The sequence below is a fragment of the Enterococcus sp. AAFC-DPL-5146 genome, from assembly GCF_058216635.1.
In genome coordinates this window covers 1,774,713-1,795,487 of record NZ_CM177103.1, presented here as the reverse complement: position 1 = coordinate 1,795,487, position 20,775 = coordinate 1,774,713, and the positions used below count along the sequence as shown (strand labels likewise).

Annotated in this window: 17 protein-coding genes; 12 read left to right on the top strand and 5 right to left on the bottom strand. The window is 35.0% G+C overall.

All coding sequences use genetic code 11. The annotated features are described in order from the left end of the window. Window positions 1-70: 70 nt before the first annotated feature. Window positions 71-745 (bottom strand): DNA/RNA non-specific endonuclease, encoded by a 675-nt coding sequence (locus AC4BB2_RS08160; RefSeq protein WP_490472449.1) that lies wholly within the window; start codon window positions 743-745, stop codon window positions 71-73. A 185-nt stretch (window positions 746-930) separates the two neighbouring features. Between AC4BB2_RS08160 and AC4BB2_RS08155 the strand changes: the two genes are divergently transcribed. The 4 genes from AC4BB2_RS08155 to floT all read left to right on the top strand — a co-directional run bounded on the left by AC4BB2_RS08155 (window position 931) and on the right by floT (window position 7,343). Continuing rightward, window positions 931-1,632 (top strand): ABC transporter ATP-binding protein, encoded by a 702-nt coding sequence (locus tag AC4BB2_RS08155; RefSeq protein ID WP_490472448.1) that lies wholly within the window; start codon window positions 931-933, stop codon window positions 1,630-1,632. A gap of 6 nt (window positions 1,633-1,638) precedes the next feature. After that, window positions 1,639-5,067 (top strand): FtsX-like permease family protein, encoded by a 3,429-nt coding sequence (locus tag AC4BB2_RS08150; RefSeq protein ID WP_490472447.1) that lies wholly within the window; start codon window positions 1,639-1,641, stop codon window positions 5,065-5,067. Between the two features lie 258 nt (window positions 5,068-5,325). Continuing rightward, on the top strand, window positions 5,326-5,850 hold the full coding sequence (locus tag AC4BB2_RS08145) for an NfeD family membrane protein (RefSeq protein ID WP_490472446.1): 525 nt from the start codon (window positions 5,326-5,328) through the stop codon (window positions 5,848-5,850). A 20-nt stretch (window positions 5,851-5,870) separates the two neighbouring features. Next, complete coding sequence (gene floT / locus AC4BB2_RS08140) at window positions 5,871-7,343, top strand: flotillin lipid rafts scaffold protein FloT (RefSeq protein WP_490472445.1); 1,473 nt, start codon at window positions 5,871-5,873, stop codon at window positions 7,341-7,343. Window positions 7,344-7,424: 81 nt separating this feature from the next. Here floT and AC4BB2_RS08135 read toward each other — a convergent pair whose 3' ends face one another. Beyond that, window positions 7,425-8,708, bottom strand: a complete 1,284-nt coding sequence (locus AC4BB2_RS08135) for an MFS transporter (protein WP_490472444.1) — start codon at window positions 8,706-8,708, stop codon at window positions 7,425-7,427. Between the two features lie 228 nt (window positions 8,709-8,936). Here AC4BB2_RS08135 and AC4BB2_RS08130 point away from each other — a divergent pair, with 228 nt between their 5' ends. After that, window positions 8,937-9,638, top strand: a complete 702-nt coding sequence (locus tag AC4BB2_RS08130; protein WP_490472443.1) for a carbonic anhydrase family protein — start codon at window positions 8,937-8,939, stop codon at window positions 9,636-9,638. Between the two features lie 56 nt (window positions 9,639-9,694). Here the strand turns inward: AC4BB2_RS08130 and AC4BB2_RS08125 are convergent, their stop codons facing one another. Together AC4BB2_RS08125 and AC4BB2_RS08120 are read right to left on the bottom strand one after the other, a co-directional pair. Continuing rightward, window positions 9,695-11,323 carry a PucR family transcriptional regulator gene (locus tag AC4BB2_RS08125; protein WP_490472442.1) on the bottom strand — a complete coding sequence of 543 codons (1,629 nt, stop codon included), beginning with the start codon at window positions 11,321-11,323 and terminating at the stop codon, window positions 9,695-9,697. A gap of 46 nt (window positions 11,324-11,369) precedes the next feature. Further along, on the bottom strand, window positions 11,370-12,137 hold the full coding sequence (locus AC4BB2_RS08120; RefSeq protein ID WP_490472441.1) for an IclR family transcriptional regulator: 768 nt from the start codon (window positions 12,135-12,137) through the stop codon (window positions 11,370-11,372). 175 nt (window positions 12,138-12,312) lie between these two features. Here AC4BB2_RS08120 and AC4BB2_RS08115 point away from each other — a divergent pair, with 175 nt between their 5' ends. The 7 genes from AC4BB2_RS08115 (at window position 12,313) to AC4BB2_RS08085 (ending at window position 19,973) form a co-directional block, all read left to right on the top strand. Further along, window positions 12,313-13,986 (top strand): thiamine pyrophosphate-dependent enzyme, encoded by a 1,674-nt coding sequence (locus AC4BB2_RS08115; protein WP_490472440.1) that lies wholly within the window; start codon window positions 12,313-12,315, stop codon window positions 13,984-13,986. Window positions 13,987-14,018: 32 nt separating this feature from the next. Beyond that, window positions 14,019-14,921, top strand: a complete 903-nt coding sequence (locus AC4BB2_RS08110; protein WP_490472439.1) for a sugar phosphate isomerase/epimerase family protein — start codon at window positions 14,019-14,021, stop codon at window positions 14,919-14,921. 27 nt (window positions 14,922-14,948) lie between these two features. Then, window positions 14,949-15,911, top strand: coding sequence for a D-2-hydroxyacid dehydrogenase (locus tag AC4BB2_RS08105; RefSeq protein ID WP_490472438.1), 963 nt, complete (start codon window positions 14,949-14,951; stop codon window positions 15,909-15,911). Between the two features lie 26 nt (window positions 15,912-15,937). After that, window positions 15,938-17,083, top strand: a complete 1,146-nt coding sequence (locus AC4BB2_RS08100; RefSeq protein ID WP_490472437.1) for a glycerate kinase family protein — start codon at window positions 15,938-15,940, stop codon at window positions 17,081-17,083. A gap of 28 nt (window positions 17,084-17,111) precedes the next feature. Continuing rightward, window positions 17,112-17,474: a cupin domain-containing protein gene (locus tag AC4BB2_RS08095; RefSeq protein WP_490472436.1), complete on the top strand. Its 363-nt coding sequence runs from the start codon at window positions 17,112-17,114 to the stop codon at window positions 17,472-17,474. A gap of 293 nt (window positions 17,475-17,767) precedes the next feature. Beyond that, the gene (locus tag AC4BB2_RS08090) at window positions 17,768-18,583 is read left to right on the top strand and encodes a MerR family transcriptional regulator (RefSeq protein ID WP_490472435.1); all 816 of its coding nucleotides are present in this window, start codon (window positions 17,768-17,770) and stop codon (window positions 18,581-18,583) included. Window positions 18,584-18,641: 58 nt separating this feature from the next. Beyond that, window positions 18,642-19,973 (top strand): flavin monoamine oxidase family protein, encoded by a 1,332-nt coding sequence (locus tag AC4BB2_RS08085; RefSeq protein ID WP_490472434.1) that lies wholly within the window; start codon window positions 18,642-18,644, stop codon window positions 19,971-19,973. Window positions 19,974-20,111: 138 nt separating this feature from the next. Here AC4BB2_RS08085 and AC4BB2_RS08080 read toward each other — a convergent pair whose 3' ends face one another. Continuing rightward, entirely contained in the window at window positions 20,112-20,702 is a 591-nt protein-coding gene (locus tag AC4BB2_RS08080; RefSeq protein WP_490472433.1) for an FUSC family protein, read from the bottom strand. Window positions 20,703-20,775 lie beyond the last annotated feature (73 nt).

Sequence of the window (20,775 nt, the reverse complement as noted above, 5' to 3'; positions counted from 1 at the left end):
ATGATTTTCCTTTTTCTAACATGCTAATCGTTAGTGATTTTTATCGTGTTCAAATAAAAAATATAGCAGGTTACTGTTCATTTAAAATCGTTACACGAAAATCAATCGTTGTATTCTTATTAAGGCCTTTAGCTTCTATATCAATTTGCTTACATAGTAATTCAGTTCCATCATAAATCGGAGTGACACGGTAACGGATGGTTTCGCCTTTATCTAATGCCAGACGAATCTGATTTTCATATTTTGTCATAAAAGGCGTATTAACCGGTGTTTGATAAAGTGTAGTAAGATTTCTAGGGTCATCTCCTGAACCGCCTAATTGACGTCCAATAAGGTGTCCTCTGGAATGATTATGCGGAGCAGCGCCAGAGATAAAACCTGGTGGTCGCACATCTTTGTTGGCAGTTGTACCTGTGTTGACCATCTTTGGTTTTAATAACGCATCTGCACCGGTTGCACGTCCTAAGGAATCTAGAGAATGATAATCAATCCAGCCATTTTTACTATCTGCCAGTTCTGCCTTAGAAAACGTTGCAGCTCCTAATTCTTTAGGACCAGGATTTTTAGATGTTGTATGTTTGGATGTACTAGGTTTTGTTTGTTGTTGTGTTTGTAAGTGAATGCCAAACAGGTCCTGAACACTGTCTGGGACTTGAACGCCAAAAACTCCTAAAACTAAAATAATTAAAATCGCCATAAGCATGACTGCTGGACTGAATGGCGGTTTTTGTTTTTTTCTTGCCATGTTTTTTTCTCCTAACTGAAATCAGAGCTTGAGGAAGTTGTTGTTTTTCGACTCACCATCAATTCAGATTTAATTTCATCCTTCTATTATACGAAAAAAAAACAAAAAATCAAAAACCTTTTGAGCTTGTAGAGGACTTGTTTGACTTCTTATGATAAAATTTCTTTGAGAGGGGATTGAAAGTCATGGCTTATATCGATGTAATAAATGAATATAAAAGATATCATATGGGAGATACAACAATTGCAGCAAATGATGGGATAACTTTTTCAGTAGAAAAAGGCGAGGTTGCTGTTATTTTAGGACCTAGTGGAGCAGGGAAATCAACGGTTTTAAATATTTTAGGCGGTATGGATTCTTGTGATGAGGGACAAATCATTATTGATGGAACTGATATTGCAAAGTTCAATGAAAAACAATTAACGACTTATCGTAGAAATGATGTTGGTTTTGTTTTTCAATTTTATAATTTAGTACCTAATTTGACTACAAAAGAAAATGTTGAATTGGCTTCACAAATCGTATCTGACGCATTAAATCCGGAAGAAGTTTTAACATCTGTTGGTTTAGGAGCTAGATTGAATAACTTCCCAGCTCAATTATCTGGTGGAGAACAACAGCGTGTTACAATTGCCCGAGCGATTGCTAAACGTCCCAAGTTATTATTGTGTGATGAGCCTACGGGAGCTCTTGATTATGAAACTGGGAAACAAATATTAACGATTTTACAAGAAACAGCTCGTAATACAGGAACCACAGTAATCATTATCACTCATAACTCTGCTATTGCACCAATGGCTGATCGTGTGATCCGCATCAATGATGCAAAGGTTAGAAGTGTAACGATCAATGAGGAACCTAAACCTGTAGCTGAGATAGAATGGTAGGTGACAGTGTTGAAAAAAACAGCGTTACTTAAAACCAGCTTTCGTGAAATCAAACAATCAAAAACACGTTTCATGTCAATCATGGGGATTATTTTTCTCGGTGTTATGGTGTTTGTTGGTTTAAAAGCTACTGGTCCAGATATGACCCAGACGGCTTCAAACTACTATGAAAAACAAAAATTACCAGATGCTCGAATCGTGTCTACACTTGGCTTAGTAGACAAAGATATTGAAACAATCAAACAAGCTAAAGATGTTGAAACTGTTTTTCCTAGATACACAAAAGATATTGCTATCAGTGAGCGGAATGTAGCTGTAAAATTTGTTAGTTACGATTTGAAAAACAAGCAGCCGTTGATGGACTATCGAGTGGTAAAAGGACGATTACCTGAAAAAAGTGGAGAAATTGCATTAGATGATTTAGCTCAAACAAGAGGACACTATAAATTAGGTGAAACAATCACTTTATCAAAAGAAGACAACAAAGATAATTCTATAAAAAAAGATCAGTTCAAAATCGTTGGATTTGTCCAATCACCTGAATATATTGAAAATACCACTCGAGGAAATACTTCGATTGGTAAAGGATCATTAGACTTCTTTGCAGTGGTACCAAAAGAAGACATGGATCTTTCAGCATATACAGAAATCCTTGTATCTTTTAAAGGACTTAGTGACCTAGATAGCTATTCAACAGATTATAAAGATAAACGTGAAAAAGCAGTTACAGCAGTAGAACAAGCAATGAAAAAACGCCCTGAACAGCGTGTGCAAGAAATTCGTGAAGAATCAAAAACAGCACTTGAAACAGCACAAAAAGACATTACTGATGGCGAAAATGCTCTAAAAGATGCTGAAATCAAATTACAGGCAAGTGAACAAGAACTTGCATCAGGTAAACAAGAGTTGATTCAAGCACAAGAGGCATACACTCAGCAAATTACATCGGCAGAAAATGAGCTTAATGCAAATCAAGTGACGATTACAACAAGTGAAAATCAACTTGTTGAACAGAAAAATCTTCTTGAAACGAAGAGAAATGAATTAGCACAAGCGCAAGCTCAAGTTACTGAAGGTCAAAACGCATTACCTGGCTTGCAACAACAGAGAAGCGAATTATTATCAGCAAGTGAAGCATTAAATCAGTTAGTAAATGGCTATCAGAGTTTAGGGGCTTCCGTTGCTGTTTTAGATCGTGTATCTGATGAATCATTAGCAGAAAGTATTGCAGATGCTGCTCCTCAACTGCAATCAGCAGTCCAAGCATTAGGGGCACCACCAGAAATTACTAGTGCGGTTAATCAATTGATTCAACAACCAGTTAGAAGTAATATTGCAGTTGTGATGGATACGATTAATGGGGCGTTAGCTACTTCGTCAGAACAACAGACTCAAGCAAATCAAAGCTTACAATCACTTGATCAGATGATTGGTACGATTAATCAATCCATTGCACAATTTACGGAAGGTCAGCAACAAATCGATGCAGCGCAAGCACAAATTACTGAAGCGCAGGCGCAGATAGCTTCTGGCCAAGAACAATTAGCCGCAGGGCGTCAGCAATTAGAACAGTCAAAAATTGAAGGGCAAGGAAAATTAAACGAGGCACAGGCAAAAATTGATGCAGGTCAAGCTGCCTACGATCAAGGACTAGCTGAGTTTCAGAAGAAGAAAACAGAAACCTTACCCAAATTGAATGATGCTAAGCAACAATTAGAAAAGAAACAAAAAGAATTAGCTGATTTAAAAGCCGCTGACTATTATTATTTTACAAGAGATGATAATCCAGGCTACTCAGAATATGAAGACAATGCCAACCGTATTGCTTCATTATCTACAGTCTTTCCAATATTCTTTTTCTTAATTGCAGCTTTAGTTAGTTTAACAACAATGACACGAATGGTTGAAGAAAAAAGAATGGAAATTGGGAGTCTGAAAGCTTTAGGCTATCGAAATGGCGAAATTGCATTTAAATTTTTAGTTTATGCAATAATAGCTAGTCTATGCGGTGCCGTTTTAGGTTTAGTTGTAGGGTATTATCTATTCCCAACAATCATTTTTGATGCCTACGGACAATTATATAATATTCCTAATTTTGTCACTCCTTGGTATTTAAGTTATAGTTTGATTGGTATTTTAGTCGCTGTTTTATGTACTGCAGGGGCTGCGATGGTTGTCTTACGAATTGATTTATTCAGTACACCAGCTAGTCTATTACGACCAAAAGCGCCAAAAGCTGGACAAAGAATTTTCTTGGAACGGATAAAACCAATTTGGAATCGATTAAGCTTCATACAAAAAGTGACAGCTCGAAATTTATTCCGTTATAAACAACGGATGTTAATGACTGTTTTGGGAATTGCTGGATGTATGGCGTTGATTATTACCGGATTTGGATTAAAAGATTCTATCTCTGATATTGTAGACGTGCAGTTTAATAAAATCTGGCACTATCAGGCAGTCGTGACTTTTAAAAATGATGATTCTGAAAAAGACGCACAAAACTATCAAGCAGTATTGGATAAAGTGGAGGACTTAAAAGAAACGATGCCGCTTTATGTAGAATCATTGAAAACAACCAAAAATACAAATGCGAAACAAACTGTTTCTATTTATGTTCCTGAAAAACCAAATGAGATAGACAAATTCATTTTATTCAATGACCGACAATCCGCAGAGAAATATAAGCTTACGGATGACGGTGTGATTATCAATGAAAAATTAGCCAATCTTTTCAACTATAAAACAGGAGATACTCTTGTTTTGAAAAATAGTGATAATCAAGAATATAAACTCAAAATTAAAGCCATTGCAGAAAATTATACGGGTCATTTTGCTTATATGTCTCCAAGTTATTATGAAAAGATTTTTTTGAAACAGCCACAATACAATACAGAATTTTTACTCTTTGGTAAAGCACCAAGCGAGAAAGTAGAAGCTTCCATTGGAAAAGAATTGATGGAAAATCAAAAAGTCTTAAATGTTTCCTTCTTGTCGATTTCAAGTGATGCTTTAGATGATACGATTCATAGTTTGAATATCGTAGTTTGGGTCTTGATTACGGTTTCTGGATTATTAGCTTTCATCGTTTTGTACAATTTGACAAATATCAACATTTCAGAGCGTATCAGAGAGCTTTCAACAATAAAAGTATTAGGTTTCTACGATAAAGAAGTGACGATGTATGTGTACCGTGAGAATATTATTTTGACATTGATTGGAATTTTCTTCGGTTGTTTCTTTGGAAAAATTGTTCATGGTTATGTACTGACCACTGTGGAAGTGGATATGCTGATGTTTTCACCAACGATTCATTGGTTTAGTTATGTCTATTCAGCATTAATTACTTTGTTCTTTACTTTCCTTGTTATGGTCTTTATGCATAAAAAATTGAAAAAAGTTGATATGATCGAAGCTTTGAAATCCAATGAATAAAATAGAATGGAACGAATTTTCTTTTAATAAAGATTTATTCGTTTCATTTCTTTTTTTTACTACATCTTTGGACGGATTTTTGAAGAATAACTGTCCTTTTGTACAAAGTATTGGTAAAATATATATATCGTCGGGAGAAAGTCGGAAGAGAATGGGAGAAGGTTGCCAAAAGAAATAGGTAATTAAAGGCAAAGGAGCTTAATTTGGGAAGAAAGCACCTCTATTCTAGAAAGTTAAATGAGGGAAAGGAGTGAGAATGTGATACAAGGAATTCCGATTGAAACAATTTATCTTTATCTGTTAATTATTTGTGCAGGAATTGCTGTGTTATTGGTAATTTTTGGTGATGTATTTAATTTTGATGGACCAATTGATCCGATGCTGGTTATTCCATGGTTAGCTTTTACATCATTATTTGGCTATCTAGGGGAGCGTTTGTTTGAATGGAATCACTTAGTGTTATTTCTAGTCAGTGGAGCAATTGCATCAATACTCGTTTTTTTCTTAAATTTTTATGTGTTGATGCCAATGAAAAATGCGGAAGCGACCATTTCAATTTCTGAAAAAGATTTAGAAGGTAATACTGCAACTGTTGTTACACCGATTCCTGTTAGTGGGATGGGCGAGATTCAATTTAAAAGTGTCACAGGTTCCATCAGCCGTCCAGCAGCTTTCTATGCGCCTCAAGATCAACCAATCCAACGAGGAGCGCAAGTACTGATTATTGAAGTCAGAGAACGCGTTTGTTATGTGGTACCCTATAAGGGGAGTCTAGAATTATAAAAAAGAAGGGATAGAAAAAAATGGAATTAGGAATTTTGGGACCAATTGTTCTTGTTATTTTTATTTTACTAATGCTATTGATTGTTTTTATTTCAAAATATCAAACAGCAAAACCAGATGAAGCGTTGATTATTAGTGGGAGTTACTTAGGCAGTAAAAATGTACATTCAGATGAAAGCGGTAATAAAATCAAAATCGTTCGTGGTGGAGGAGCTTTTGTACTTCCAGTATTCCAACGATCAAACCGTATCAGTTTACTGTCAAGCAAATTAGATGTATCCACACCAGAAGTGTATACAGAACAAGGGGTTCCAGTTATGTGTGATGGAACATCCATCATCAAAATTGGTTCTTCTGTCGAAGAAATTGCAACAGCAGCTGAACAATTTTTAGGTAAAACACGTGAAGAACTTGAAAATGAAGCTCGTGAAGTATTAGAAGGACATTTACGTTCGATTTTAGGCTCAATGACTGTAGAAGAGATTTATCAAAACCGTGATAAATTCAGCCAAAGTGTGCAAGAAGTTGCCAGTGTGGATTTAGCGAAAATGGGTCTGATTATTGTATCGTTTACGATTAAAGAAGTTCGCGATAAAAACGGCTACTTAGATTCTCTTGGTAAACCAAGAATTGCCCAAGTAAAACGTGATGCAGATATTGCAGAAGCGGAAGCATGGAAAGAAACGCGTATCAAAAAAGCAGAAGCTGAAAAAGAATCACAACAAGCTGAATTGCAGCGTCAAACTGAAATCGCAGAAGCATCAAAAGAAAAAGAATTGAAATTAGCAACTTACAAAGAAGAACAAGATATTGCTAAAGCCAAAGCTGACCAAGCGTACAATTTGGAAACAGCTAAAGCTCAACAAGACGTTATAGCACAAGAGATGGAAGTTAAAGTCATCGAACGTCAAAAGCAAATCGAATTAGAAGAAAAAGAAATTATCCGTCGAGAAAAACAATACGATTCAGAAGTGAAGAAAAAAGCCGATGCTGATCGTTATGCAAAAGAACAAGAAGCATTAGCTCAAAAAGCTCGTGAAGTTGCTGAAGCCGAAGCTGAACGTTTCCGTGTTGAGTCATTAGCTGAAGCCGAAGCGAATCAAACACGATTAGCCGGTCAAGCGGAAGCAGAATCTATCTTAGCTCGTGGTGCTGCTGAAGCCGAAGCCAAACAGAAAATTGCTGATGCCTTTAAAGAATATGGTGAAGCTGCTGTCTTAAGTATGGTAATGGAAATGTTGCCTCAATTAATGAAAGAAGCTGCTCAACCACTTAGCAATATTGATAAAATCTCTGTTGTGGATACCGGTGGCGGCGGAGAAAATGCTGGTGCTAATCGCATTACTAACTATGCGACAAATCTGTTAGCCGGAACACAAGAAACATTAAAAGAAACAACAGGTATTGATGTAAAAGAATTGATCGAAAACTTCTCTAAAAAAGGAACGAACAGTAATGTGAATTTCTATAGTGACGATGAAGTTAAGAAATAACTGAAGAAACGACGTACAACATTTTTCTCTTAAGAAAAGTTGTACGTCGTTTTTTATTGTTGATATACAAATAAAACAAGACTAAGCTTCACCAGATTCTTCCAATTCATAAACATTCTTTTTTTCAGGAAGTTTGTTTACAAGGAAAAAGGCAACAGCAGAAAGAACCATTATAATAATTGAAATATAAAAACCCATTTCTCTTGTTCCCGATGCATCTGATATAACGCCGGTGATAGTCGGAGCAAAGATAGAGGCACTTAAACCAAAAAAGTTTGAGATACCCAGTGTCGTTCCTAAAATCAAAGGATTTGCCTGATCGCTAATAAATGAAATAATAATAGGTTCAACGGCTAATTTTCCTAAGAATCCATACAAAATCAATGAAAGCAATAATAAAGAAGAATTATTTGCTGTGACAGTTAGTAACAACATTGCAGCGGCTCCTAGTTCAAGAGCTAAGATAATAGAGATTTTTTTTGACTGCCATTTATCAGAAATTCGACTGAAAATCAACGCACCCGGAATAGCTGCAAAAGCAACTAAAGCAGATGAAAAGCCAATAGCTAATCCTTTAAATCCTCGCTCGTCTTGTAAAAATGCTGGAAGCCAAGTTACTACCATATAATAGCCATAACAAGTTCCAAAATATAACAGATAAGAAACAAGCATTTTAGGTGAAAAAAGACCTTTAGGTTGTTCTCCTGAAAGAGTGGAGGACTTCACTTTAGGATCACTAACGACATCAACTGCTGACTCTTCTTTTTTTCTCAATGGACTGGATTTAATCCCAAATGTAAAAGCAAGGATCATGGCAACAATCAGACTAAAACAAAGAAACATCATTGATTGCCAAGGTAGGTCAAACTGTTTAACTAATAAACTGGAAAGTATCATCCCAATACCCATCCCAACAGCAGATCCACTGTTTATAATAGCTGTAGAGAGACCTTTTCTATCTTGAGGAATACTTTCAGAAGAAAGAGAGAACGCAGCACCATAGTAAGAACCACAGCCTAAGCCTGCTAGAACACTAGCAAAATAAATCATCGTTAGTGACTGAGCTTGTGTAATTGCAAATGCCGCAATACCAAATAAAATAAATCCCGGTATCATCACAGTTTTTTTACCTAGTCGATCAACTAACATTCCAGCCGGGATCTGCATACTAGTAGCGCCAAAAAAATAACAGCTAGAAATCAATCCCATTTGAGCATTTGTGTGAAAGCCAACGGTTCCTTGAATCTCTGAGAATAATGGGGTCAGTGAAGCACGATAAATCCAAATAGTTACCCAGCCAAAACATAATAACACTACAATTCGCTTCCAATAATTTTTGTCGATTTTTTCACGGTTTGTCTTCATTTTCTTCCTCCTGCAAGGTTTTTGGTTAGTAAATTAAATGTTTATAAAAGTTGTGTTGTAAACGTTTTCTTATATAATAGTAAGAAATGGAATGTATTACATGGTTCATTTTGACTAATATTTTTAATTTTATTTGCTCTATTTGGACAAATACAACAATATTTTCATCCATTATACTATCTTCAATATTCTAAATTGTAAGCGTTTTAAAAGGAGAGAGGATACTTTATGATGGAAAAAGAAATTGAGTGGGGTTATTCTTTGGGAAATGGACCGGAATCATGGGTGAATTTATGTGAAGATTATCGTCAAGCATGCACTAAATATATGCAATCACCAATTGCTCTATCGAAAGATAAAGTAACAAATCAACTAGATAAAAACCAATTAACATTTGAATACATGTGCGATGAATTCCAAATAAGATGGTCCAAACATACCTTTCATTTTATTCCAAAAACTAAAAAAAATAAAGTGAATTTTAACGGAATAGATTATTATCTTGATGACATTCACTTTCATATTCCTAGTGAACATAGTTTAGAAGGGAAGGTTCATCCAATTGAATTTCATTTTGTTCATCTATCTGAAACAAAGGAACCACTTGTCATTGCATTGTTATTTAAAAAAATAGTAGGAAATGAAGAACTTTTACAAATTGAAGAATGCTGTACCACAATCAATTGGGATTTAAGGAAAAAAAATCTACAACTAAACCCAACAGTATTTATCTCTAAACCAATCGAATATTATGCCTATTATGGTTCATATACAACACCACCGTGTGAGGGGAATGTACACTGGATTGTTCTTTCCAAAGTGTCTTCTTTGTTTAGTAAAACAATTTTAAAGTTAGTAAAGGAAAAAGATTGGGCAAGTAATAATCGACCAATTCAACCACAAGAACAAAAAAAGATTTGGCATACGTAAGTGTGCTAAATCTTTTTTCGCATCTAATCAAGTGAAAAATTTAAACCATTAATTTTTTAATCGTTTATGTCGGCGTTTTCATTTCCTGAAAGAGATAAAGCAACGCGTAACTTAAGGGATAGGTTAGAGTCATCTACCGGTTGACCAAACAATTGATTGCATTTTTCAATCCGATATTTCACTGTGTTCCGATGAACAAAAAGTTGCTCAGCAGTATCAGAAATTTTACATTGACAGTCCAAATAAGTGGTTAATGTTTTTCGTAACTCTTGACTGGTTTGATTGGTTGGATAAGCAAGACTTTTTAATATAGATTGACAGAAATGCCGCATTTCATCCTCTGAAACATTCTCAGCAATCCGATTGATTCCTTGAACAGTATTATAAAATACAAAATTATTCTTTGAAGGTGAATGTTGAAGCGAACTTTTTGCTTCTTTATAGGAAAAATGAAAAAGACTTAACTGATTAACTGGATCACCTACACCAAAACTAAGTGAGATATTTAATAATTTAAATATTTTATCATGTAAATCTTCTAGAATCTGTTGTAAATTTTCTTTCTTTCTAAAAAGTAATACATACCGATTATTTTCATCAGTGGGTAATAACAATAAATCAGCATTTGTTTCAGATATATATTCTTCTAAAAAGTCATAGACAAACAAAGCAATTTCTTTTTCATAAAAAGCCTTATTTTTTGGTATTTGGATTGAAACTATAACAACACGTAAGTAATTAGAATCTGTTGTACCAATAACAGGATGTAATTTGGCAAAATCAATAGACTGTACATTTTTGTCAGAATGCAATAGGTTGTCGAATAACTGTAATTTTGCTACACGGCTTTCGTGCTTGATTGTTTGTTCTTTATAAATCGAAAGGGCCAAAATAATTAAAGATTGCTCGATAGCAAATTGAGAAAAAGGATAGACTAACTGATCTACTTTGAAAAGAACGAGTAAATATGGAATATAACTGTCTGAATTGATCGGAATAACATTGACCAAAACTTGCTCATTAGTATCATCTATTTTGAATAAAAAGGACTCTTTTTTTGCATTATGTTGTTTAACTGTTAATTGAGACAGAAGATCTTTTTTCTTGGAAGGACATAGGAAATTATTAACGTTATGGTTTCTGCTTGATGAGACCAATTTACCAAAAGGATCAATTAACATAATAGGTTGTTTAATCATGTAGCTTAGTTGTTCGATTAAAACAGGAGTAGAGGCACCTTTAAATAGCATTTCAGCAAACTTTTGTTGTATTTCAAGTGAAAAAAAGATTTCTTCGGTTTTATCTGTCCAAAGGTGGCTTAATAATTTATGCGAAATATCTCCTAAGGTCGTGTTCATCGGGATTTGAATAATTGGAAACTTTAGTGAATCTGCGAAATCTAAGACCTTCTGACTTATTTCTGGTATAAATCGACCTAATTTTATTGCCAATCCAGCGCTTGGAAGCTTGTGCAAGTTTTCGATCAGTTCGCATAAATCTTCAGGTGTATCTTTGTAAGCCATGCCAGTTGTCAATAATAAAGAATGAGGAGATAGGTAGTTAGCAACATCAGGAGTTTCTGATATTTCAATTGTGTGTAAAGGCAAATTTAAATCAGCTTGGTTATTTAAAACAATTAAGTCTGAAAAACGTGGAATTTTTAAAAGCTCTTTGAGATTTTTCAAAGTGATCACTCCTTCATTTTTTTAAACAACAGTTCTTCTTCTTTACTTAATTTGATCTAGAAGATAAGGCAGCAACTTCTTGCTTAGACAAATCTAGTACAGTTTTTATTTTTGCTTCATCGATTCTAATTGTTGGTATCGATATACTGATAGCCGCAATTATTTGGTTAGTAGAATTGAAGATTGGAGTGGCAATACAGTAGACCCCGAGTTCACATTCTTCATTATCAATAGCAAATTGTTGCTTTCTGATTAATTGAAGTTCTTCAAGCATTTTTTGTTTGCTTGTGATTGTATTTTCTGTCAATGGCTGTAATTCAATAGTTTCCAGATATTCTGTCAATTCTTTTTTAGATAATGCGGATAAAAATAATTTACCTGCCCCAGTACAATATAGAGGGGCTTTTTTTCCGATTTTTTGAGAGATACTTAAAATTCTTTCTTGGCTGTCTATTGAATTGATGTATTGTAATTGATCGCCAGACTGTATAGACAAGCAAGTCGCTTCAGCTAATGAAGATGATAGTCGATAAAGTGCAGTTTGAGTTAATTGAATCAAACTTTCAGGAGAAACTAAATTAGCTGAAATATTTTCGAATTTATTAGATAGAGAATAATATTGATTTTCCGGGTTTTGATTTATGTAACCTAATGTCATAAGTGTATATAGAAAACGTAATGCGGTCGATTTTGGTAAGTCTGCTGTTTGAGCAAGTTCGACAAGAGACATTTCTTGTTTATCGCTAGTAAAACTTTCAATAATAGCAAATGTCTTAATCACTGATTGATTTAATTTTACTTTTTTTTCGTTCATGAGTACCTCCAATATATTTTTTTAGCCAGATTTGTACATCCTGTACAAAAGTGGGAATTGTTTTTCGTGTGAAACGGTCAAAGACCACTTTGTAAGGTCATGGTAACATGTTGTTAAGTGAAACGCAATGCCACTTAGTGGAATATTGATTTTAAAATAGAAAGAGGGAATTTAAATGAAAGCTGCAGAAGCAATAGTACAAATTATGGTTAAAGAAGGAATAAAAGATGCTTTTGGGATACCGGGAGCTGGGATAAATCCAGTGTATAAATATTTGGAAGCGGCACCAATCGAACATTTTTGTATGCGTCACGAAGAAGCTTGTGTTCATGCAGCAGATGGATATTATCGTGCAACACATGAAATTGCACTTGCTATTTGTACGTCAGGACCGGGAGCAACAAACTTTGTAACTGGTCTTTACACGGCCAATATTGATTCAATCCCTGTATTAGCTATTACAGGTCAGGCCAATAGTTGGCAAATGAAACAAGATGCATTCCAATGTGTAGACATGGTCAGCATTGCATCAACGGTATGTAAAAAAGTTTACTGCCCTTTAGATGCTCAGAAAATTCCTGATATTTTACGTGAAGCATTTTACATTATGCGTTCTGGAAAACCTGGCCCAGTATTGCTTGATTTACCTCTTGATATTCAACAGGTGGAAATTGACTTTGATATCAATAAATATGAACCAAAAAAAGTTGAAACAGTAAAAGCAGCTTCAACACAAATCGATCAAGTCCTTGATATGATTGCTGAAGCAAAATCACCAGTTATCATCATGGGAGGCGGAGTGATTTTAGCTAAAGCAGAAAAAGAACTAATCCAATTTGCTGAAAAACTTCAAATTCCTATTATACAAACCTATATGGCTAAAGGTGGTGTGCCAATAAATCATCCTCTAAACGCAGGACATGCAGGGATTCAAGTAGGGCAACCGATTGGGAACAAGATTTTCTTGGACTCTGATTTAGTGATTGGAATCGGTAATCGTTTTACAGATCGACATACAGGAAATCTTGATGTTTATAGAAAAGGTCGCAAATTTATCCATATTGATATCGAAGCAAATCAAATTGGGAAAGTCTTTAATCCAGATATTGGTGTTGTATCAGATGCTAAAGAAGCGTTGAATGACTTGCTGGCGGGGATTGAATCACGTAATATGTCGCAAGTAAATCGAGCTGGTGTTAGTGAAATCCCAGAATTGAGAAAACAATTAGCTAGAAAAACAAACTTCGATCAAAAACCTATTATGCCTCACCGTGTATTTGGAGAAATGAATAAATTTTTCGATGCAAATACGATGTTTACTGCAGGTTGTGGAATCACGCAAATCTGGAGTGGTCAACTGCAAGATATTGATAAACCACGTCGTTACTTACCGTCTGGTGGTGCAGGAACTTTAGGCTTTGAAGTACCCGCTGCATTTGGGGCAAAAGTTGCTGATCCGGAGTCGACATCAGTTACTGTACTTGGTGATTTTGGTTTTACATTTATGGGAGAAGAAATCGCTGTTGCAGCAGCATTCAAAAAACCAATCATCGTAATTATTGTTAATAATGCTTATTTAGGATTGATTCGCCAAAATCAAATTTCAGCTTACGATTTTGAATACGGTGTAGATATGCCATATAACCAAGACGGATTGATTGATTACGTAAAAGTGGCAGAAGGACTTGGTTGTCTAGGAGAACGAGTATTTGATCCAAATGATATAGCTGGTGCATTCAAGCGTGCAGCTGATTCTGGGAAAACGTATGTAATTGATATTATTTGTGAACCAGAACAACTTTGTGACATGGGTGGAGCAGTTGACCAAATCAAAAATTTCGGAGACTAAAAAAATAATAGGAAAAAAGGAGCGTTTAAAAAATGAAAGAAAGCATTGAAAGATACTTTGACCTAGGTTTAATCCAGTGGATGAGCTATCCACCTAAAAATTATGATTTAAAAGAAACTCTCTTACAAATTGCCAAAGATCCTGATTTTCGAGCGATTGAAATAACTCAAATTAAAGATGATCAAACGCGTTTAGAAATCAAACAAATTTTAGAACAATCTGGTTTGAGAGTCGGCTATGGCGCGCAACCACGTTTATTAGGACCGGGTCTTAATCCAAATGCGTTAGCCGAAACGGATCGAGTTGCTGCTGAAAAAACCTTGTTAGAAGCTGTGGATGAAGCTGAATATTTAGGCGCTAAAGGGATTGCTTTTTTATCAGGTAACTGGGAAGAAGAATCAAAAGCAGAAGCCTATTCTCAACTGTTGAAAACGACAACTAATGTTTGTAAATATGCTGCAACTAAAGGTATGATGGTGGAACTAGAGGTATTTGATTATGATATGGACAAAAAATCTCTAATTGGTCCCGCACCTTTAGCAGCAGAATTTGCGGCTGATGTTCGGAAGTATTGTCCTAATTTTGGATTGATCGTGGATTTATCTCATTTTCCAACAACCTATGAAACAAGTAAATTTGTGATTCAAACAACACGACCTTACATTACTCATTTGCATATTGGAAATGCTGTTGTGAAAGAAGGTTGTGACGCATATGGTGATCAACATCCGAGATTTGGCTACCCTAATAGTGCCAACGACGTAGCTGAGCTAGAAGACTTTTTCAAAATTTGTAAAGAAGAAGGTCTCTTTAATAAAGAAGAACCTCTGATCCTATCTTTTGAGGTAACACCTCGTGATAATGAAGATGCGGATGTGATTGTTGCGCAAACAAAACGTGTGATCAAACGTGCATGGGCACTTTTAGAAGAGTAGCGAACGGATGGAAGGAGAAGGATAACTATGGATATTATTGTTCTTGATGGGTATACTGAAAATCCAGGAGATTTGTCTTGGAGTGGTTTAGAGAAATTGGGAAATGTAACAGTTTATGATCGAAGCCCTATTTCAGAAGCAGAACTGATTAAACGCATAGGAGAGGCAGAAGTAGTTTTAACAAATAAAACCCCTCTTTCAAAAAATGTTATTCAAGCAACAAGTCATTTAAAATATATTGGTGTTTTAGCCACAGGTTACAATGTAGTCGATGTAGTAGCAGCAAAAGATAAAGGGATCGTTGTAACCAATATTCCAACATACGGAACAGATACAGTTGCTCAATATACGATTGCGCTACTTTTAGAACTAGCTCATCATGTTGGTGCACACTCAGATAGTGTAAAAAATGGAGATTGGGCGAATTCCAAAGATTGGTGTTATTGGAATTATCCACAAATCGAACTTTCCGGCAAAACATTGGGAATTATTGGCTATGGTAGAATTGGACAAAAAGTTGGAGAAATTGCTTCAGCATTGGGAATGAAGGTTATTGCAACCAATGGGGAAACAGAAGAAAAAGAGTGCAATGGAACGGAATTAGTCAGCCTTGAAAAAATCTTTGCTGAATCAGATGTAATCTCTTTACATTGCCCACTATTACCTGAAAATGAAGGCGTTATTAATGCAGAAAATATTGCAAAAATGAAATCAGGTGTTCTGATTGTTAATGATTCCAGAGGACAATTAATTAATGAAAAAGATTTAGCAGAGGCACTAAACTCTGGCAAGGTGGGAGCTGCAGCAGTAGATGTTGTATCACAAGAGCCGATTTTAGAAGACAATCCATTATTACAAGCAAAGAATATCATTATTACTCCTCACATTGCTTGGGCATCAAAAGAAGCTCGCTCTCGTTTAATGGACATCGCAGTAAATAATGTAAGTGCTTATCTAAATGGTGCACCAACGAATGTAGTTAACGGTTAGCTCACAGTGAAGGATGGAGGGATTATATGAAAATATTGGTAGCTATGGATTCGTTTAAAGGCAGTGCGACATCCATCGAAGTCGGGGAAGCGGTAAAAAAAGGAATTGAAGAATCTTTCAAAAAAGAGAAGGCTGTTCAAATAGACGTTACTCCGATTGCAGATGGTGGTGAAGGAACGGTCGAGGCTATATTTTACAATAATCCCCACTTCATTTATACAGAAAAAGTCCAAGGACCGTTATTTAAGCAAGAAGTAACAGCAGAATATGGTATTGATGGTAAAAAAGTTGTGTTGGAAGTAGCAGAAACATCAGGAATCATGTTAATTGAAAAAGAAGCTTTGGATCCTTGGCAGGCTACTTCTTATGGTTTGGGCCAATTGATGAAAAAAAATATTAATGCAGGTTATCGAGAATTTGTTATAGGATTAGGTGGCAGTGCAACAAATGATGCAGGTATTGGAATGTTAAGTGCATTAGGTTATGATTTTTTTGATGCTGACGGTCAAAATCTAGGTTACTTGTTAAAAGATATGAAAAATCTAAGCAGAATTGATGATACTTCTGTTTTACCAGAATTGTCAGAGTGTTCTATTCGGATTGCAAGTGATGTGAAAAACCCGTTAAATGGTCCAAAGGGTGCCACTTATATATTTGGCAAGCAAAAAGGTGTAACAGAAGAAAATCAGAAAGAAATTGATTCTATTCTTGAAAAATTTGCATTCTTAACAAATCAGTTGACAGAAACTGCTTATCAAAATACACCAGGAGCAGGTGCTGCTGGTGGTTTAGGCTTTACTTTATTATCCTATTTCAAAAGTGAGCTTGTTTCAGGATTTGATGAAATAGCTGCAATGATCAATTTAGAGAAAAAAATAGAGCAAACCGATTTGGTTATCACAGGTGAGGGAATGCTGGATGCTCAATCCATGATGGGAAAAGTGCCAATTGCGATTGCTAAGATGGCCAAAAAGTATGATAAACCAGTACTTGCTTTATCCGGCGGTGTTTCTGAGGATGCCTCACAGTGTAACGATGAAGGAATCGATGCATTTTTTCCAACAATCAGGAAAATTTCCTCCGAGCGGGAAATCTTAGACAGAGATAATACAATTCATGCAATTAGAGAAACTGCGGAACAATTGTTTAAGTTTGGACAATTATTTATGTGATTTAGATCTAGAAAGGAATGGATGTAGTATGTCAAAAGCGAGAATGGGAGAACGATTATTTAAACTTGATGAAGTGATTGATTTTTGTGAGCACGAAGGAAAAAAGACAATTTTTTATGAAACTAAACATACCGCTGGTGCAGTATGGTGTTTGAAACCAGGACAAAGTGTCTTTACTCACTCACATACTACTTCAGACGATTTATGGGTCGTCACCAAGGGAACCGGAACTTTCTTTCCAGGGGAAGGGGAAGAAGTTCGTATTTCTAAAGGGGATATGATTGTCTCTTTACCAGGCGAGCAACATGGAATGAAGAATACCGGGGATGAAGACTTTGTGTTTATAGGACTTGCAGGGCCTCAGCCAATGGATCTTATTCTTCACGATTGAAAAATAGGTTATGATTAAAAAACGAGTGTCGAGCAAAACTATCTATCAGTTTAGCTTGACACTCGTTTTTTGTCTAAGTCTATTATTCGAAGAATAAGCATGACGATCCATTACAAGTATCCGATTAAATATGAACAAAAAATAATTAAACGTTCATTTAAAAAAATAATACATCATAATTACATAAGTAAAATAGATAGTGTAAATGAGTTCTTTTACATTATAATAGAAAAAGAACGTTTAAAAACAAATACTTATATTGTTTCTATTTTAATAAAAGAGCAGGTGGGAAAATGGAACAAGGATATTTTACTATAAAAGAAATGGCTAAAATGTATGGTATATCAACCCATACCATTCGACACTATGAAAAATTAGCTATGATTCGACCGGAAAGAAGCGAAAATAATTATCGATCATTTTCAGAGAAAGATATCTATAGTTTGAATATTATTCGTGATTTAACTGAATTAGGTGTCCCACTGAAAACAATCCAATCCTATTTAGAAAATAGAACAGTAGAAAGTACGACACATCTATTAAGAGAAAACGCCAAAATTCTTGAAGCTGAGATTTCTCTATTGGAAAAGAAATTATCAGGAGCTACCTCTCGTTTAGAAATTATGGAACAACTGAAAAATAATGAAACTTCCATGAATCAATTAACCATTAGAAAAATAAAAGAGCGGCGCGCTTTTCAACGGCTTACTGAATTTACCGATGAAGCTGGTTTTGAAAAAGAGATGAGAATTTTATATGGAGAATTACTGAATATAACGGAAGTCTATCAATTTCATCATGTTGGAGGAATAATTGATTGGCATCCACCTGAAAAGAGTATCTATAAAGGCGTATTTGTTTTAGAAAACCAATTCATTAATAGCCATTTAAATCAGTTTGTTTTAGAAGAAGGAAACTATGCTTCTTATTTTTATCAAGGAACATACGAGCAAACTAGCAAATGTATTATGAAAATGGAAGAAGAGTTGAAAAAAGAACATTATCGTATTACTCCACCTTTTTATGAGTTTTATCTAATTGATTTCCATGAAACAAATGACAAAAATGAATATTTAACAGAAATTCAAGTGAAAGTAGAAAAGCCTTGACCTTAGAATCGTTCTAACGTTTATACTTTATTCATAAACGGTGAAAGAGGGGGATTTTATGGTTTATAAGTACGATGTAGTAATTGTAGGAGCAGGATTTGCAGGGCTGTCAGCTGGATTGTCACTTAAAGAAAAAGGCGTGAAAACATGTATTTTAGAAGCAAGAGATCGAGTTGGGGGACGCGCAGAAACAAAATGGCTGGAAGAAGAGATTCAAATTGATTTAGGAGGTCAGTGGATCGGTCCAACACAAGATCGTATGTATGAACTGGTACAAAAATATAAAATGAAACTATTTTCAACACAACTTTTTGGGAAAGGGCAATATCATTATTTTAACGATCTATACGATCAAGTTCCAAATGAAATGATGACGATGTTTGATGTAATTGATGATTTAGCAAAACAAGTTAACCTAGAGAAACCTCAAAATAGTCCGGATATTTACTATCAAGATAGAATAACCTTTGATGCATGGTTAAATATACAAACAGCTAATGAAGAAGTGGCGGAATTTTTAGGTAGAATTTTAGCTGGAGGACTTTTAGCATCTGATGCCGGAGAAGTTTCTCTCTTTCAAATGTTATATTATATTGCTTCTGGTCAAGGAACTAAAATCCTTTTAGGTACAAAAGGAGGTGCACAACAGGATAGGATTGTTGGTGGACCGCAAGCTTTAGCAGATAAAATGGCAGAAGACTACGGAACCGAATTAAAGTTCAATCAAATAGTCCGAGGCATTACAAAAATGGATCAGTCTTATTTCATAGAAACAGAAAAGGGACACTGTTATGAATCAAAATTTGTCCTTATGGCTTTACCGCCGAGCGTTATAAATTCTAAAATCACTTTCGTACCTGAACTACCAACAATGAAGAAGAAAATGCTTCAAAATTTTTTACCCGGAAGTGCGTCGAAATACCATGCAGTTTATGATAAACCCTTTTGGCGTGAAAGCGGCTTATCTGGTCAATTTAATAAAAGTCAGGGTTGGATTATGGAGTCTATTGATAATTCTAATGAAAATAGACAAGAAGGGATTCTTACGTTTTTCATATATGGAGTTGATTCTATAAAATTAAATGAATTACCTGAAGAAAAACGAAAACGCTTATTGATAAAAGAATTAATAAAATTATATGGTGAAAAAGCAAGCAAACCAAAGTATTTTTTAACACAAGATTGGAATGAAGAAACGTTTACAAATGGCTGTTTTACAGGACACTTTGCGCCATGTGGTTTTCTAAAATATGGAGAGTTTATCAGCGAAGAGACAGGGAATATCCATTGGGCAGGAACGGAAACTGCAACTGTTTGGAATGGTTATTTCGAAGGGGCTGTAAGATCAGGGGAAAGAGAAGCTGAAAAAATAATAAAAAAATTAAAATGAGACTTTTATGACATACTCCAAATTAAAATGTTCAGCTATCTATTGATTCGTCAATGTCGGGGCAGACATAATGAGCGATCCTTAATGAAACTTTACACATTTGGTGTTGTAAAGACTTATTAAGGATCGCTCATTTTATTATTTTTGTTGCTCTTCTATTTTTGTTTGAATTTTTTGTTTAAGTTCTTCTAATTCTTTTTCCTTTTGTTCCAATTCAGCCAAATCTTCTTCAATTTCATGTTTTTCTTCAATTGGTTTTGGTTTAAAAAAGAAATTAAGACCAATACCAATGAACGTCCCAATAAACGTATCGATCACCCGTGACAAAGCAAAATAAAATGATTCCCCTTGAGGAATGCTTAAAGAAATCAATAGTAAGGTTGCGATTGCTGAGATAATGCCTTGATTATTATTCATACCATCAGAAACAACAATTACCACAATTACTAAAAAAGGCAGTAAAAATAATTCAACCAAAAAATCATTGGAAAAAAGATCCTTCACCAAAAAATAAACAATGGCTAGACCACCGCCTAAAGTGTTGCCTAGAATTCTTGATTTTCCAAAAGAAAGACTAGTGGTTAAATCTTGCCGTAATGAAAAAACAGCGGCTAGAGCTGCAATCATTGGTGCTCCCCGATCAAATACTTTAAATAAAATAATACAGAGCATAACAGCTAAAGCTGTTTTCAATGTGCGCATGCCTAAACGAAAATGGCCAACTTCCATAGACTTTCTCTCCTATAATCAACATTTAATCAGTTTTCTATTTAATGATAACCGAAATAGAGGTAAAATTACT